Origin of the sequence: Streptomyces sp. NPDC088350, from assembly GCF_044753545.1 — a bacterium.
In the GTDB taxonomy this organism is placed as follows: Bacteria; Actinomycetota; Actinomycetes; order Streptomycetales; family Streptomycetaceae; genus Streptomyces.
On the sequence record NZ_JBIVNL010000024.1, the window covers coordinates 12,288 to 27,222 of the forward strand.

Below are 14,935 nucleotides of genomic sequence, written 5' to 3' on the forward strand. Positions count from 1 at the left end.
GAACTCGTGGCCGCACCCGGTCGTACGGCAAGATGACCGCCGTGACCGACCGCGATCCCACCGACGGTGAAGCCGCCGCCCGCGATACCGCCGCCCGTGATCCCCGCCTCGACCCCGCCGCGATGCGCGAGCAGTACCGCGCGGAGGGCCTCGACGAGAACGACGTGGCAGCCGACCCCATGGCACAGTTCGGCCGCTGGTTCGAGGAGGCGGCGCTCCAGGAGCTGGTCTACGAACCGAACGCCATGGTCGTCTCCACCGCCGACGCCGAGGGCCGCCCCAGCTCCCGCACGGTCCTGATGAAGCACTACGACGCACAGGGCTTCGTCTTCTACACGAACTACGGCTCCCGCAAGGCCCGCGAACTGGGCGTCAACCCGTATGTCTCGCTGCTCTTCCCCTGGCACCCGATGGCCCGCCAGGTCCTGGTCACCGGCACCGCCCGCCGCACCGGCCGCGACGAGACCGCCGCGTACTTCCGCACCCGCCCGCACGGCTCCCAGCTCGGCGCCTGGGCCAGCACCCAGTCCTCGGTGATCCGCTCCCGCACCGAACTGGAGTCGTCGTACGCCGACCTCCTCGCCCGCTACCCCGAGGGCGAACAGGTCCCGGTCCCCCCGCACTGGGGCGGCTTCCGCATCGCCCCGCAGACGGTCGAGTTCTGGCAGGGCCGGGAAAACCGCCTCCACGACCGCCTCCGCTACACAGCCGAGCCGGCCGGCACCTGGCGCGTGGACCGCCTGAGCCCCTGACCGACGGGCCCTGAGGGCAAACGCAGGCGACCCGCGAGCTCAGGTCCCTCCGCCTCACGGCGGGGGAGCCGGCCGGACGTACCGGCGAGCTCGCGGGTCGGGTGACTGCGTTGGGTTAGGCCGGCTGCGCGCAACTCGCACACGCTGGTCCGGCGCCGAACCGAGTACGACGGCGGGCCACTAGCCCGCAGTCACCTCGTACGTCCGGGTTTCACTCATGTACCCGATCACCTCCTTTCCTACGTAAGCCACACCCTAAGAAGCCGTCGGCCGTCGATCAACCGCTTTTCCCGGTTGTTGACCGCGCCGGTTCCGGCCTCGTGCTGTACCCGTATCCGTCGCCCCGCTGGAGGAGCCGCAGATTCCGGTGCGAGACGTTGATGCGGCCTCCCGGCGTCGTCAGACTGTGCTGCCCCCTGGACCGGACGGAGATGCGGCCGGTCCACGGGCCCGCCCACCTGCCGGAGGGCACCGTGGCCCGTACGAGATCACCGGTGACGTACCCGAAGTGCCGCTTGGCACGAGCCCGGTGAAGCCGCGGGAAGCCGAACCGATCCGGGGTCGTACGGGCGTAGGAGCCGCGCCCGGTGGCCGTGGCCACGAGCACCTGTCCGGGATGGCGCACGATGGCGTCGCCGCGCTCGTGACGCAGGCGGCCGACGGACAGCGCGTCGAGGGTGTGCGTCTTCGCGAGCCCCATGGCCTCGCGGTTCCTCTTGGTACGCCCGCCCGACCAGGCGTGTACGGGCCTGCCGAGGGCGCCCATGGCCTCGGCGAGACGCCATCGGGTCGCGTTCATGGCGGCGGCGTCACGGAGCGGTGCCCTGGTCTGTTCCAGGATTTTCGCGAGGCGGTCGGGCCGGTCGGCGAGGAACGTCTCGACCGGGTTACTGCCCTTGGCCTCGTTGCAGGGGACACAGGCGAGGACGAGGTTGGCGATGTGGTCGGAGCCTCCTCGGCTGCGGGGGCTGAGGTGCTCGACGTTCAGCGGTACGTCGGTGGCGTCGCAGTAGGCGCAGGCGCTGTTCCCCTTGGTGTGGAGGTAGGCGCGTGCGGTGGTTCCGGCGAGTGTGCCCTGCCCGTACTCGGCTCCGGAGAGCCGTCTCCCCGCACTCATGGAATGGGTGTCGAACGCGACGCGCTCGACGTGGACTTCGGTGACGGGTGCGTAGCGGCACAGGCGGGTTGCCAGGGACCGGGTGGTGTCGACCCGGTGGCGCAGGGAGGGCGGCAGCCATCCTGCGGGACGGGGACGGTTGTCCGAACGGGGCGCTCGGTAGCGGCAGTTGGCCGAGCGTCGTCTGCGCCGGTAGCCGGCGCGTCGCCGTATGCCCAGGTGGATCTGATCGCCGCGGTGCTGGAGTTCGATCGCGATCAGCCCTCGTCTGACGGTGATGGTGGCGCCCTGTCGGTCGACCTCCCTCTTCTCGTCGGTGAGGACGAGACCAGTGCCTCTTGAGCCCGGGTCGATGCGTAATTGCACTCCGTCGACTTCCGAGCCGGCGAGCGTGCGGTCTTTCAGCCGGATGGTGAACGGCACCCGCCGGGCGACCGCGGCCCGTCCCTTTCCCAGGAGTTCGCGGGCGCGGGCCGGATGGCAGGGCATGAGAGGCCGTCCGTCCTTGGCGAGCACGAAGACTCTGCTCGCGCCGATCCCACTCGTGTCCGACGGGTTGTGCGCGGGAGCGTCACCGCTCCGGTTCTCTGCCGCCTCCGCCGCCGTGGCAGCGTGCTCGGCGTGACGCCGACGGGCACCGGTACCGCGCCCGTCGGTCTCCCCTCGCCCATGTTCCCCGACGGTGCCCCGCGCGGTGGCGGGGTGTCCGTGAGCCGTTTCGTCCCTGCTCCCAGGGGTGTCTGCTCCCACGGATTCCAGAGCGGGCTGCTGAGGAAGCACAGCCTGGTGGGTCTGTTCGCCTGCGGGAAACGTAGTCATCGGGGTACCTCCCTGATCTCCTCGATCGTGATGACTGGGGCTGGCCACTCGGCGTCCGCCCGCCGGGCGGCACGGACTCCGGTCGATGTCCGGGGAGCGAGTGGCCTCCTTTCCGAAGTGTGTGGTCGACGTTAGGGAAGGAGATCTGCCCTGGGGGAGTGATCCAACCAAAGTCGCCCCTTCGTGCGAACAGATCGAATTGATCGAACGCGCGGCCGATCTTTCTGCTACCTAGAGACGGGGTGCGGCTTCGAGCCGTGCCGGATCGAGGCGCACGTGCGCAGTGGAGGGGTGACTGGTGACCGAGCTTCGGATCGAGTCGGTGGACGGGGAGGACGCGCTCCAGGACTGGCGGTACGTCCACAACCTGATCGTGCCGCCCGCCGCGCTGTCCCTCGACGAGGTGCGGGAGCGGAGCGGCCGGAACCGGCTGGAGAACGCGTACCTGGGGGACACGCTCGTGGGCTGCTCCACCGTCCGCCCGCCGCAGGGCGAGGACGCGGTGGCGACCGTCATCGCGCGCGTGCTGCCCGGGTTCCGGAGGCGCGGCTACGGAGTGGCCCTCTACGAAAACGCCCTCACGCGCGCGCGTGCGCTCGGCGCCGGGGTGATCGAGACCGTCGTCCTGGCCGCCAACGCGGACGGGGTGCGGTTCGCCGAGGCGCGGGGTTTCGTCGAGACCGAGCGGTATGTGCTGGACGGGGAGACCGACCTGTGGATCACTCTGCGGTTGATGTGGTGACGTGGGGACGGGCCGGCGTCGTACAACGATTCCCTCAATCTTGCGGGAACCCGGTGTGTGCTGCGTCACGTTCGAGTTGAATGAGGGGGAGTGAGTGAACCGACGCGTCGTGTCCGCGGACGCAGCCTGCAGGGGGTCCAGGTGAGTGCTTCCCGGCGTAGTGGGACCACCGACGAGTTGGGTCCCGACGAGCCCGAGCGGGACGGCGGGCCCGAAGCGGTCGGTGGGTCCGATCTGCTGGCCGCGTTGCTGGACGGGATGGACGCGGCACTGTGTGCCTTCGACGCGGATGGGGTGCTGACGCACTGGAACCGTGAGGCGGAGCGCATCCTCGGCTGGACCGCGGCCGAGGCCGTGGGGCGGCACGGGCTGGCCGGGTGGGCCGTGCGGAGCGCGGACGCCGAGGAGGTCGAGGGGCGGCTCATGTCCGCCATGCGGGCGCCCGGGCGGCAGGTCAACGAGTTCGCGCTGCTGACCAAGGATGGCGGGCGGGTGCTGGTGCGGACCCAGTCCGCCGCCGTGCGTGGGCCCGACGGGAAGCCCGCCGGGGTCTACTGCGCCTTCAGTGAGGTGCATGCCCAGATCGACCTGGAGAGGTCGATCGCCCTCAGTGAGGCCCTCTTTGAGGATGCCTCCTGGGGGGTCGTGCTCGTCGATGCCGATCTGCGGCCCGCCGTCGTCAACTCGCATGCCGCGCGTGCGCTCGGTACCGGGCGCACCTCCGTGCTCGGGCGGCCCCTCGGCGAGTTGCTCGCCCAGGGCGTCGAGGAGCTGGAGGCCGCGCTCACGCATGTGCTCGCCGAGGGCGCGCCACCGGCGCCCGCCGAGATCTGGGTGAGCGTACGGACGCCGGAGGGGCATCAGCGGCGCTGCTGGCGGAGCGGCTTCCTGCGGCTGGCCTCGCCGCTCACCGAGGAACCGGTGCCGCTCGGCGTCGGCTGGCTCTTCCAGGACGTCACCGAGGCCAAGCAGCTCGAACAGGAGGCCTCGCTGCTGCGCTTCCGCGCCCAGCAACTGCACCGCGCCGCCCGCGCCGCCGCCGAGTGCGAGGACCCGCGCGACGCGGCGACCGTCCACCTCGACTTCGCCCTCGCCGGTTTCGCCGACCACGCCATCGTCGACCGGGTCGTGGGCGGATCGTTGAACGACAACGACAACGAGGGGCCGCGTACTACGGGCGTACGGCTCGTCAGGGTCGCCGCCACGCCCACGGGTGCGCCGGGACCCAGCCTGCTCGCCGGCGCGGCCGGGCTGCCGGTGCGCTACGGAGAGGGGCATCCCGCCCTCCAGTGCGTCGAACGCGTCGGCTCCGTGCGGGCCAGCATCGGCACCGCCCCGCCCGAGCAGGCACGGGAATGGGCCCGCGTCCGCCAGTGGCCCGTGGACGCCGTGCACGCGCTGTGCGCGGTGCTGCGCAGCCGGGGGCGGACGCTGGGGGTCGTGACGTTCCTGCGCGGCGGCGGACGCAGCCCGTTCGAGCGGCCCGACTCGATCTACGCCGAGGACGTGGCCGTACGGATCGCGGCGGCGCTGGATCTCGCCGGGGAGGCGGGCGAGAAGCGGTAGGGGCGGCTCAGCGCTGGTAGAAGATCCGGTCCCGGTACTCCTCGAACACCCGGCCGTTCCACTCGTGGCCGCCGTCCACGTTCCCGGAGCGCAGCAGCGGCGGTTCGATGCCGCGCTCGGCCAGGGCCGTCGCCGCCGTCGCCATGACCGCCTGGAGGAGGGCCGTGGTGACGACTGTGGACGCGGGGGCGAAGGGGGCCGGGATGGCGTCGAGGGTGAGTTCCGCGTCGCCGATCGCGATCTTCGAGTCGAGGACGACATCGCAGTGGTCCTTGAGGTACGTCCCGGAGACGTGCCGTGACGTCGTCTCCGAGGCGTACGCCACCGACGTCACGCCGATGACCCGTACGCCGAGGGAGCGGGCCTTCATGGCCATCTCGACCGGCAGGGCGTTGCGGCCCGACAGGGAGATGATCACCAGGGCGTCGCCGGAGCGCAGCGGTGACGTCTCCAGGACGACGCCGGCGAGGCCGTCGACGCGCTCCAGGGCGGAGCCCAGCGTGGCCGGCATGACGTCGACGCCGACGACTCCGGGGACGGCGAGCAGGTTCATCAGGGCGAGCCCGCCCGCGCGGTAGACGATGTCCTGGGCCGCGAGCGAGGAGTGCCCGGCACCGAAGGCGAAGAGGCGCCCGCCACCGCTCACCGTGTCCGCGAGCAGCGTGCCGGCCGCCTCGACGGAGTCGGCCTCTTCGTCGCGGACCCGCTGGAGGAGGGTGATCGCGGCGTCGAAGAACTGGCCGGCAGGCGTACGGTCGCTCATGCGGAAGTCCCCTCGGTGAGTGTGTGTCGCGGATCACCGTGCGGTCTGGACCAAGGGGATGTCAATACGGCGGTCGGGGCGATCCGGCCCGCCGCGGAGCATGTCGGGAGGGGCGCCGCAGCCGGTTGTAACCGGCTGGTTCCAACGGCGCGGCACGGTTGTCAGTGCTATGCGTCAGAATTGAGTCCAGGGCCAGCGCACGCGCCGCGGAGCCGTCGAGCTTCGGGCAGAGGTAATCGAGGGGCACGTATGTCCGGACTGATCGACACCACGGAGATGTATCTCCGCACCATCCTCGAGCTGGAGGAGGAAGGTGTGGTCCCCATGCGCGCCCGCATCGCCGAGCGGCTCGACCAGAGCGGGCCGACGGTGAGCCAGACGGTGGCGCGCATGGAGCGCGACGGTCTGGTGGCCGTGGCCAGCGACCGCCATCTGGAGCTGACGGACGAGGGGCGCCGTCTCGCCACGCGCGTGATGCGCAAGCACCGGCTCGCCGAGTGCCTGCTCGTCGACGTGATCGGCCTGGAGTGGGAGCAGGTGCACGCCGAGGCCTGCCGCTGGGAGCACGTGATGAGCGAGGCCGTGGAGCGGCGCGTGCTGGAGCTGCTGCGCCACCCCACCGAGTCGCCGTACGGCAATCCGATCCCCGGTCTCGAGGAGCTGGGCGAGAAGGACGGGGCGGACCCGTTCCTGGACGAGGGCATGGTGTCGCTGGCCGACCTCGACCCCGGCGTCGACGGCAAGACGGTCGTGGTGCGCCGGATCGGCGAGCCCATCCAGACGGACGCGCAGCTCATGTACACGCTGCGCCGGGCGGGTGTGCAGCCCGGTTCGGTGGTGAGTGTGACGGAGTCGGCGGGCGGGGTGCTGGTGGGCAGCGGCGGTGAGGCGGCCGAGCTGGAGTCGGACATCGCCTCGCATGTGTTCGTCGCCAAGCGCTGACCTGTTCTTCTTCGCGGTGGGTCGTCAACTCGTGGGGCGCGAGGGGTAGTTGTGGCGTTCCGCGGGACCGGTCGGCGATCTCGGCGAATCCAAGATTCAGTGAGCTGAATCGCAGCGCTCGGACGCTTCGCGTGCCAGGCTGTCGCGTGAGGCATATGACCGTGAGGGGGCGGGAGGATGTGCCGCAATCGTGGAGAGGGCCCCGGCGCCGCACGGCGCCGGGGCCTGTCCTCCCCTGTGCTGACCCGGAGCCCCGAGCTCTCAAGGTCATCCCCTGCGGACCGGTTTCCCCGAGCGGTCCGCCTCCCGCTGAAGATCTCCCCTCGGCAGCGGCGATCATTCCTTGAGTCCGGTCACTCGAACGAGGGGTGTTGCGGCCGGAAACAGCGTTTTCGAATCTGTATTCGATAACCTGTGGGTGATGAAACGCGCGGGGCGTGAGCTGTAGGAAGAGACGAGCAAGAGAAGAGAGAGACGGAAGCAAGAAGAAACGGCACGAGCGGCAGAGCGTGGTTCACAGGACCGGTGGGCTCGAAGCGGGAGCGAGCGGTCCGTGCGGAGCTAGGGGGGTGCCAGGACCAATGGCGCGGCGCATCGACGTGACCGGAGCAGGCGGCGTACGCCTGGCCGCATGGGAGTTCGCGGACCCTCCCAAGTCGGGGGAGATCGAGCGGGCACCCGGAGTTCTCTTACTGCACGGCCTGATGGGCCGTGCCTCGCACTGGGCGTCCACCGCCCGCTGGCTCGCCGAGCGGCACCGGGCCGTCGCGCTCGACCAGCGAGGCCACGGCCAGAGCGACAAACCGCCGCAGGCGGCCTTCACCCGCGAGGCCTACGTCGAGGACGCGGAGGCCGCGCTGGAGCAGCTGGGGCTCGCCCCGGTCGTCCTCATCGGGCACGCGATGGGCGCGCTGACCGCGTGGCAGCTCGCCGCGAAGCGGCCCGATCTGGTGCGGGGGCTGATCATCTGTGACATGCGGGCGTCCGCGTTGGGGGCGGCGTCGCAGCGGGAGTGGGCCGACTGGTTCGAGTCGTGGCCCGTGCCCTTCGCCACGCTCGCGGATGTCCGTAAGTGGTTCGGCGAGGACGATCCCTGGGTGGAGCGGCCGAATCCCTCCCGTGGGGAGTTCTACGCCGAGGTGATGCACGAGTCTGCCGACGGGTGGCGGCCGGTGTTCGAGCCGGAGCAGATGCTGAAGTCCCGGGAGACGTGGGTGTACGACGCGCACTGGGAGGAGTTGGCTCAGGTGCAGTGTCCTTCTCTTGTGGTGCGGGGGCTGGACGGGGAGTTGGGGCGGGCGGAGGCGCAGGAGATGGTTCGGGTGCTGCCACGGGGGGAGTACGCGGAGGTTGCCGATGCCGGGCATCTGGTGCACTACGACCAGCCGGCGGCTTGGCGGGCGGCTGTCGAGCCGTTTCTTGATGGGGTGCTGGTGTGATTTCTGCGCCTAGGAGCTCGGGGGTTCTCTGTCGTGGGCGGGTGCGGGTGCGTTGGGGCTGGTCGCGCAGTTCCCCGCGCCCCTAAAAGAACGCGGCTCCCGTGGCCTGAAAAGTCAGCCCTTGCTTACCGCCGCCAAGATCTCCGGTAGGCGCCTCGCCGTTCCCGGTGCCGCCAACCGCAGTCCCGCATACGTGATCGTCGCCCCGTAACCCGCCCCCACCGGCAGCAGGACCCAGCTCCACTGGTCGCCGTCCGCGCTGACGTTGGCCCAGATCGTCAGGGCGATGACCGGGGCGCACAGGAGGGCCGCTGAGATCATGCCGCCGAAGATGGAGATCCAGGCGAGGCCGGACTGGCCGGGGGCGACGTTTTTGTGGCTGCCCTGGGGGATGGAGTAGGGGAAGCGGGCGGAGGTCCAGGCGCCGGTGGCGAGCATCGCGCCGAGGAGGGCGAAGGAGAGACCGAGGACTTCCGGGAGCCGGGGCCAGTCGCCGAGCATCGCTGTCGTCAGGACGGTCACGAGGACCGCGTACGGGAGGGTGATCACCAGCAACGCGAGGGCGCGGGCGCGGAGTTCGACGTAGGCGTCCCGGGTCGTGGAGATCGTCATCGCGACCATCCAGAACGCCGAGGTGTCCTGGCCGAACTGGTTGTACATCTGGATGCCGAGCATCCCGGCGGCGAAGCACGCGAAGTAGACGGAGCCGGTGCCCTGCAGCGCGTTGAACACCGGCACGATCAGGCCGATCGCCAGCGAAGTCACCCACGCGGCCTTGGTCTTGGGGTCGCGCCAGACGTAGCGCAGGCTGCGTTCCATGACCGTGCCGGTGCGGCCGGACGGGAGGAGACGGGCCAGGCCGCCGGTGGCTGTCCTGTCCTTCGCGGCCGGTTCGGCGGACTGGAGGGTGGAGCCGTCGGGTGCGGTCATCAGCCGGGTCAGCGTGCGCGACCAGAGGGTCAGCAGGCCCGCCAATGCGCCGACGGACAGGGCGAGTTGGGTTGACGCCAGGCCGTACGAACCCCTGCTCGCCGAGTCCACCGCGCCGACCGCCGACGCGGGTGGCACCCAGCGCAACACCTCGCCCGCCGGGTCGAGTTGAGCCAGTCCGGACGAACCAAGCCGCTGCGCGCCGAAGTTGACCAACTGCGCCCCGACCGCGATCACCAGCCCGCTCAGCACCGCCAGGTCCCGCCCCTTCCTGCTGGTCAGCAGGCGGATGTTGGCGGTGGCGACGGCCCGCGCGAGCGCCACGCAGATCAGCAGGGCGAGCGGGAGCGCCAGGACCGCCGTGACGTACGCGGCGGCGCCGTGCGCGACCGCGATCACCGACCCGAGTAGCAGCACCAGCGTGAACAGCGGCCCGATACCGACCAACGAGGCCGCCAGCAGCGCCCGTACCAAGGGTTGGGGCCGAAGTGGCAGCATCACCAGGCGAGTTGGGTCGAGGGTCTCGTCGCCGGACGGGAAGAACAGCGGCATCACCGCCCAGCCCAACCCCAGTACCGCCACGAGGAGTACGACCACGGAGTCCGCGTGCGCGTCCCCGCGCAGCGAGATCAGGCCGAGCAACTGGAGCGCCGCGAACAGCAGCGCCACCACCGCCGACGCGGCATACGCGGCCCGCCGGCCACCGGACTGCCGTAGACCGTTGCGGAGCAGGGACAGCTTCAGGCGTACGACGACGGGGGTGATCGAGGCGGGTGTCGTGGTGTCGTTCATCGGGTGCCGCCGCCGAGCCAGTCGAGGTCGGAGCCGTGGTCGCGGGCGCCGGCGCCGACGAGTTCGAGGAACGCCTGCTGGAGGGTGGGCGCTTGGCCGCGCACCTCGGCGAGGGTGCCCTGGGCGCGGATGCGGCCGGCGGCCATCACGGCGACCCAGTCGCAGAGCGACTCGACGAGTTCCATGACGTGGGAGGAGAAGACGACGGTGGCGCCGGAGGCGGTGTAGCGCTCCAGGACGCCCCGGATGGTCTGCGCGGAGACCGGGTCGACGCCCTCGAACGGCTCGTCCAGGAACAGGACTTCGGGGTTGTGGAGGAGAGCGGCGGCGAGCCCGATCTTCTTGCGCATACCGGTCGAGTAGTCGACGACGAGCTTGTGCTGGGCACCGGCCAGATCGAGCACGTCGAGCAGCTGCGCGGCCCGCTTGTCCACCTCGGCCCCGGGCAGCCCCCGCAACCGCCCGCTGTAGCCGAGGAGTTCCCGCCCCGAGAGCCGTTCGAAGAGGCGAAGTCCCTCCGGCAGCACCCCGATCCGTGCCTTCACGGCCACGGGGTCCGCCCATACGTCGTGCCCGACGACCTCGACAGTCCCCTGATCGGGCCGCAGCAACCCGGTCACCATGGAGAGGGTGGTGGTCTTTCCGGCCCCGTTGGGCCCGACCAGCCCAATGAACTTCCCGGCAGGCAACTCCAGATCGATCCCGGCAACAGCGACTTGCTGCCCGAACCGCTTCCAGAGCCCATGTACGCGCACAGCGGCTGACGTCATGAATCAACCCTACGGTCACTGCAGCGCCCCGATAGGGGCGCGGGGAACTGCGCGAGCAACCACAACGGACCCGCAGCCGCCCGACCTACCGATCCCGCCCACACGCATAGGCGAGCGGCGAGATCAACTCCTCCGCATCCGGCAGCCAACGGTTCGCCGCGGTCGGCCGGCAGGCCCACTGCACAGCCCCCCGAGACCCGAACCGGGTAGGCGGCGCGGCCACATACCCACCCTCACCCAGCACCACAAGATCCAACGACGCCGGCGACCACCCGATCTTCCGCACCAGATCCGGCACCTTCACCGAAGCCCCGGGAAGAACGAAGAACTCCATCCGCCGGGCCGGCGTCAACGTGACGGGACCCAGCGTCAACTCCATGCGCTCCATACGCGCCAGCGCGAGGAACCCCGCGGTCTCCGGAACGGAAATCGCGTCGAAGGTCCGCCCGGTCGGCAGCAGAATCGATGCGGCCGGCTGCTTCTGCCACATCCGCCGCGCGACCGTCGCACTGCCCGTCGCCTGCGTCGCCCAGTCCTCACGCGCCGGATGTGCGCCGGGTGCGGCGCACGCGCGGTCGCCGCACGAGCAGTGCTGCACCCCGTCGACGGCTTCCAGCCAGGTGCCGGGGAAGACGTCCCAGTGGCGCTCCTCGGCGTAGCGTACGGCTGTCTCCAGCAGCGATTCCCCGCGCTGCTTCGGAATCTGAGCGGCTTCGGTGCCCGCGATCGTCTCTTCCACGCCCAACACAACTCCCGCACCCACCTGGAGTTACGGGGGTAGCGCGCGCGGGGGAGGAGCATCGATTCCGCAACTGGGGCGCATGGAGGCATGTGCGGGGGCGCGCGGGAGGAACGACGGCGGGAGTTGGGTAGCCACGTGTGGGGCGGGCACCAGCTTTTACCCCGGCATTCCTCGCATGCTTCGCATTTTCGCCATGTTCGCTGGGCATTGATCTTCACGGCCGGATCTTTTCGCTTCAGGGGTTGTTCCCAGGGGGTACGCCATGGCCGCAAGGCCACTTGTCGCGCGGCAGCCGAACGAACGGCTGCAGGCGCTCATCCAGGAGGCGGGGTGCTCGAACGCCGGGCTGGCCCGCCGGGTCAACATGTGCGGCGCCGAGCACGGTCTCGACCTGCGCTACGACAAGACGTCCGTGGCCCGTTGGCTGCGGGGACAGCAGCCGCGCGGGCGGGCTCCGGCGATCATCGCCGAGGCGCTGGGCCGCAAGCTGGGCCGTACGGTCACGATCGACGAGATCGGCATGGCCAACGGCAAGAACCTCGCGTCGGGCGTGGGCCTGCAGTTCTCGCCGACCGTCCTCGGGGCCATCGAGCAGGTGTGTGAGCTGTGGCGCAGCGACGTGGGGCGCCGGGACTTCCTGTCCGGTTCGTCGGTCGCCGCGTCCGCGCTGGTCGAGCCGAGCCGTGACTGGCTGATCTCCTCGCCGGACTCGCAGGTCGCGCGCGCGGCGGGGCCGAGGGTGGGCCCGTCCGACGTGGCGGCGGTCCGCGCGATGACCCAGGCGCTCAGCGACCTGGACCATCAGTACGGCAGCGGGCATGTGCGCCCGGTCGTCGTGCACTACCTCAACAGTGTCGTCTCCGGGCTGCTCGCGGGGTCGTACCGGGAGGCCGTGGGGCGTGAACTGTTCGCCGCCGTCGCCCGGTTGACGGAACTCGCCGGCTACATGGCCGTCGACACCGGTCAACCCGGCCTGGCGCAGCGGTACTACATCCAGGCGCTGCGCCTCGCGCAGGCGGCCGGGGACCGGGGATACGGCGGGTACGTCCTGGCCGCGTCCATGAGTCACCTGGCCGCGCAGCTCGGAAACCCGCGTGAGATCGCGCAGTTGGCGCGGGCGGCGCAGGAGGGGGCGCGCGGGCGCGTGACCCCGCGGGCCGAGGCGATGTTCTACGCGGCGGAGGCGCGCGGGCACGCCCTCATGGGTGACGCGCGGTCCGCGCAGCTGGCGTCGGGGCGCGCGGTGAGCGCGCTGGACGCGGCGGATCCGTCGTCCGGGGACGACCCGGCGTGGATCGGGCACTTCGACGAGGCGTATCTCGCCGACGAGTTGGCGCACTGCCACCGCGACCTGGGGCAGGCCGAGGCGGCGGCCAGGTGCGCGCAGGAGTCCCTGGACGGGCACCCGGAGTCGCGGGCACGCCGTCGGGCCATCGGGTACGTGCTCCTCGCGAGCGCGCAGGTGCAGCAGCGCGAGGTCGAGCAGGCCTGCAACACGGGCCTGAAAGCGGTGGAGTTGCTCGGTTCGCTCCGCTCCAACCGGGGCGCCGAGTACCTGGACGACTTCCAGCAGCGCCTGGAGCCGTACCGGGACGAGCCGGTGGTGCGGGAGTTCGGGGCGCGGATGGAGTTGCAGGCCGCCGCGTGAACAGGGAGTGAACGAAGCGTCCGGTGGTCTTCCACTGGTGAAAGGGGGCGTACAGCGGGATTTGGAGCGGTTCTCGGTGCTGATGGGGGCCCGGAGCTGTTACCGGGGTCACAAGTGGAGAGGTCCAGTCCAGTGCTGCGTGGCACCGGGCTCGGGGTACCCGGTAGCGTGAGCCGACGATCCCGAAGGTCCCCCATTCGTAGGAGTCCCGGTGACGCAGAGTGGACAGGGCGAGGAGCCCTCGGCGCGGCCCGCGCGCGAAGGCATCGTGCTGCCCTCCGACGGAGGCGCACCCCTCCTGCCGGGTATGACGGGCGGGCACGGTGACCAGCGGTCGGGCGGCCAGCCGGCGACAGCACCCCCGGGCGGCGGCCAGCCCTGGGGCGGGTCGTGGGGCCCGGACCAGCAGCACGACCCACAGCACCAGACGCCGCCCCCGCCGCCGGGACAGGGCTGGGGCGACGCACCACAGCAGCCGCAGCAGCAGTGGGGCACCGCCCCCGAGCAGCCGTCCCCGTGGGGCGCCCAGGACGGCATCCCGGCCCAGCCGGGGGCCCTGCCCCAGGAGAGCGCCTACGGGGCGCAGGCACAGCCGTACGGCACCCCGCAGTCGTACACACCGGAGTACGCCTCGGGCTACCCGTCGGACCAGGCGCACGCGATACCGGCCGGGACCGACCCGCAGGCCTACGGCGGATACGGATACGGCGCTTCCGGTGCGGGCGCGCCGCTGCCGCCCGCCTCGCCCGCGTTTCCGAGCGCCCCGCCGCCGTCCGCCGACGAGGGGGCGACGCAGTTCATCCCGCCGGTGGTCAACCCTCCCGGCGACGAGGGCGCCACGCAGTTCCTGCCGCCGGTCCCCGCCGTCGGCATGGACGAGGGCGCCACCCAGTTCATCCCGCCCGTCGTGCCGGGGGCGCTGCCGCCCGAGGTGCACGCCGGGCCCATGCCGCAGGCCTCCCACCCCGACGCGCAGCCCACGCAGTTCCTCCCGCCGGTGCCCGCGCAGGGCGCCGCTCCCGGGTACGGGGCGCAGCCGGGCGGGTCCGGGGAGCGGCAGCCGCCCGTCGAGTTCGACAACCTCTTCCGCGGCGGCTCCGGGAGCGAGGCCCCGGCCGGGTCCACGCAGCAGATTCCCCGCTACCAGCAGCCGCCGCAGCCCGAGCGACAGGGCTACGCGCAGCCTTCGTACGCCCAGCCGTCGTATGCCCAGCCGTCCTACGCCCCGCCCGGGGGCGGGGGGCCGGGCGCGGCGCAGGGCGACGACGGGGGCCGGGGCGGGCGTCGCTCGCGGGTGCCGCTGATCGCCGGTGTCGGGGTCGGGATCGCCGTCCTCGGGGTCGGCGCGGGCGCGCTGCTCAGCGGTGGCGGCGGCAAGAGCGACGCCAACAAGACCGTCGCGGCCACGTCGGCCGCGAGTTCCTCGTCGGCGGGCACCGACGGCGCGAAGGAACAGGCCGTCGCCCTGGACAAGTTGCTCGCCGACAGCGGCGGCAGCCGTGCCTCGGTGATCAACGCCGTGGGCAATGTGAAGGCCTGCAACAACCTCGACGGCGCCGCCTCCGACCTGCGGGACGCGGCCAAGCAGCGCACCGAGCTGGTGACCAAGCTGTCCGGGCTCACCCTGGACAAGCTGCCGTCCAACGAGGCGCTGACCACCGCTCTCACCAAGGCGTGGAAGGCGTCCGCGTCGGCCGACACCCACTACGCGGCGTGGGCCGACCAGGCCGCGGGCAAGCACGGCTGCAAGAAGGGCAACGCCCGCACCACCGGCCAGACCGCGGCCGGCAACGCGGCGAGCGGCACCGCCAGCAACCAGAAGGTGAAGGCCGCCGCCCTCTGGAACACGATCGCGAAGACGTACGGCCTGACCGAGCGCCAGCCGACCCAGCTCTGAGGGAACGCGGGAGCAG

Annotated in this window: 12 protein-coding genes; 7 read left to right on the top strand and 5 right to left on the bottom strand. The window is 71.5% G+C overall.

Features of this window, described 5'->3' with window-relative positions; translation table 11 throughout:
• Window positions 1-32: 32 nt before the first annotated feature.
• Complete coding sequence (gene pdxH / locus ACIQBL_RS47150) at window positions 33-752, top strand: pyridoxamine 5'-phosphate oxidase (protein ID WP_401955023.1); 720 nt, start codon at window positions 33-35, stop codon at window positions 750-752.
• Window positions 753-1,029: 277 nt separating this feature from the next.
• On the opposite strand, the gene iscB is transcribed toward pdxH, so the two are convergent.
• Window positions 1,030-2,385, bottom strand: coding sequence for an RNA-guided endonuclease IscB (gene iscB / locus ACIQBL_RS47155; protein WP_401955025.1), 1,356 nt, complete (start codon window positions 2,383-2,385; stop codon window positions 1,030-1,032).
• A 601-nt stretch (window positions 2,386-2,986) separates the two neighbouring features.
• On the opposite strand from iscB, the gene ACIQBL_RS47160 reads away from it, so the two are divergent.
• On the top strand, window positions 2,987-3,430 hold the full coding sequence (locus tag ACIQBL_RS47160) for a GNAT family N-acetyltransferase (protein ID WP_401955027.1): 444 nt from the start codon (window positions 2,987-2,989) through the stop codon (window positions 3,428-3,430).
• 141 nt (window positions 3,431-3,571) lie between these two features.
• Window positions 3,572-4,996, top strand: a complete 1,425-nt coding sequence (locus ACIQBL_RS47165) for a PAS domain-containing protein (RefSeq protein ID WP_401955029.1) — start codon at window positions 3,572-3,574, stop codon at window positions 4,994-4,996.
• Between the two features lie 7 nt (window positions 4,997-5,003).
• Here ACIQBL_RS47165 and ACIQBL_RS47170 read toward each other — a convergent pair whose 3' ends face one another.
• Window positions 5,004-5,759: an SIS domain-containing protein gene (locus ACIQBL_RS47170; protein WP_401955031.1), complete on the bottom strand. Its 756-nt coding sequence runs from the start codon at window positions 5,757-5,759 to the stop codon at window positions 5,004-5,006.
• Window positions 5,760-6,008: 249 nt separating this feature from the next.
• Between ACIQBL_RS47170 and ACIQBL_RS47175 the strand changes: the two genes are divergently transcribed.
• Window positions 6,009-6,701, top strand: a complete 693-nt coding sequence (locus ACIQBL_RS47175) for a metal-dependent transcriptional regulator (RefSeq protein WP_352183275.1) — start codon at window positions 6,009-6,011, stop codon at window positions 6,699-6,701.
• A 581-nt stretch (window positions 6,702-7,282) separates the two neighbouring features.
• A complete protein-coding gene (locus ACIQBL_RS47180; RefSeq protein WP_401955033.1) occupies window positions 7,283-8,140 on the top strand; it encodes an alpha/beta fold hydrolase in 858 nt (285 codons plus the stop codon).
• 114 nt (window positions 8,141-8,254) lie between these two features.
• Here the strand turns inward: ACIQBL_RS47180 and ACIQBL_RS47185 are convergent, their stop codons facing one another.
• From ACIQBL_RS47185 to ACIQBL_RS47195, 3 genes are all read right to left on the bottom strand, one after another.
• A complete protein-coding gene (locus tag ACIQBL_RS47185) occupies window positions 8,255-9,862 on the bottom strand; it encodes a transporter (protein WP_401955035.1) in 1,608 nt (535 codons plus the stop codon).
• Window positions 9,859-10,632 carry an ABC transporter ATP-binding protein gene (locus tag ACIQBL_RS47190; protein ID WP_401955037.1) on the bottom strand — a complete coding sequence of 258 codons (774 nt, stop codon included), beginning with the start codon at window positions 10,630-10,632 and terminating at the stop codon, window positions 9,859-9,861. Before ACIQBL_RS47190 ends, ACIQBL_RS47185 begins: the two co-directional genes overlap by 4 nt.
• 85 nt (window positions 10,633-10,717) lie before the next feature.
• Window positions 10,718-11,380, bottom strand: coding sequence for a bifunctional DNA primase/polymerase (locus ACIQBL_RS47195; protein WP_401955039.1), 663 nt, complete (start codon window positions 11,378-11,380; stop codon window positions 10,718-10,720).
• Between the two features lie 256 nt (window positions 11,381-11,636).
• Here ACIQBL_RS47195 and ACIQBL_RS47200 point away from each other — a divergent pair, with 256 nt between their 5' ends.
• Window positions 11,637-13,022 (top strand): transcriptional regulator, encoded by a 1,386-nt coding sequence (locus ACIQBL_RS47200; RefSeq protein WP_401955041.1) that lies wholly within the window; start codon window positions 11,637-11,639, stop codon window positions 13,020-13,022.
• A gap of 211 nt (window positions 13,023-13,233) precedes the next feature.
• The gene (locus ACIQBL_RS47205; RefSeq protein ID WP_401955043.1) at window positions 13,234-14,919 is read left to right on the top strand and encodes a hypothetical protein; all 1,686 of its coding nucleotides are present in this window, start codon (window positions 13,234-13,236) and stop codon (window positions 14,917-14,919) included.
• Window positions 14,920-14,935: the final 16 nt, after the last annotated feature.